This window comes from Paraprevotella xylaniphila YIT 11841, from assembly GCF_000205165.1.
Lineage (GTDB): Bacteria > Bacteroidota > Bacteroidia > Bacteroidales > Bacteroidaceae > Paraprevotella > Paraprevotella xylaniphila.
The window spans coordinates 1-1,148 of sequence record NZ_GL883842.1 but is presented as its reverse complement, the minus strand read 5'-3'; the positions used below and the strand labels follow the sequence as shown (position 1 = coordinate 1,148).

Genomic DNA, 1,148 nt, shown 5'->3' with positions numbered 1-1,148 from the left:
CCGCCGACATATAGAATAAGACCGCAAGGAGTTTCAGGCGTAAATCTGGTAAATTGAAACTGAAAGAAGCTAATTGCGTGGTGCTTATGCTATGCTTACGCATAGCGTGCATTCACGCGTTTCTTTCAGGGGCTTTACCAGAGCCTACGCTTGAAGTAGTGTGGATTGCACGCTACTTTTTTGTCCTTGCTTAACGAAAGGTAACGATTATGGGTAAAGTTCAGATTCTCGCCGTACTGACGATGGACGGATGTCTTTCTTCAGAGTTATATGATAAAGCACATCAGGATTTGTGCCTTGACCGTTGCGGTCTTGATGAAATCAGGGAGAAAGCCCTTTACCATGTCACACCGGACTATTCCATTTCAATGCTGCACGAATGGAGAAAAGACGGCACAAACATCCGTTACCTCGCGGAAGCCACATCGGACACGGCAGACTATATAAATGGACTGCTGCGTATGCACGCTGTGGATGAAATCATACTGTACACCGTTCCTTTCATTTCCGGAAGCGGACGACATTTTTTTAAGTCGGCTCTGCCGGAGCAACACTGGACGCTTTCCTCTTTGAAAAGCTATCCCAACGGTGTCTGTCGCATTATCTACATCCTTGATAAAAAAGCAAGATAGCCAAAATGTGCGGCAGTCATACAATTCTGTTTCCGGAAATAGAATAAATGTTCCGATTACGAACAATTTAATCCCGTATAAATTCATTCCTTTGGGAAAATATTGAATTTTATACTACTGAAATCCAGTGCCTTGAAAAAACCGGTGCCGGATTTTTTGTTTTCTGACACGTATTTTGTCAATTATATTCATGTGCGCACGCAGAAAATAAAGTGTAATTTTCAAAATTGACGGAACCATGAATTATTTCTTGCTGGCGGAAACAGATTTCTTCCGCCTAATAAACGAAGCCGGTGACTGCAATATGGAAACGGCATACACGGCTTTCGCCACCCAAGTGATCGAACTGTGCAACGGCGGCATGGACGCGAACCTTACCGTCATCGCGCTTGCATACATCGAGATCGAGTTGCAGCACCACCCCGTGCGCAATCTGTCAGAAGAAAAAAGAGAGATTGCCGCCTACGTCAGCAAGGCTCTGTCTTTCGTGAGGAAGATGCAGAAATTTCTTGCCAC

Annotated in this window: 1 protein-coding gene and 1 pseudogene; both read left to right on the top strand. The window is 44.6% G+C overall.

From position 1 onward, the window contains the following. Positions 1–209: 209 nt before the first annotated feature. Complete coding sequence (locus tag HMPREF9442_RS07330) at positions 210–632, top strand: dihydrofolate reductase family protein (RefSeq protein ID WP_006255814.1); 423 nt, start codon at positions 210–212, stop codon at positions 630–632. Between the two features lie 238 nt (positions 633–870). Further along, positions 871–1,148: pseudogene (locus HMPREF9442_RS07325) on the top strand (RteC domain-containing protein); the annotation flags it as partial.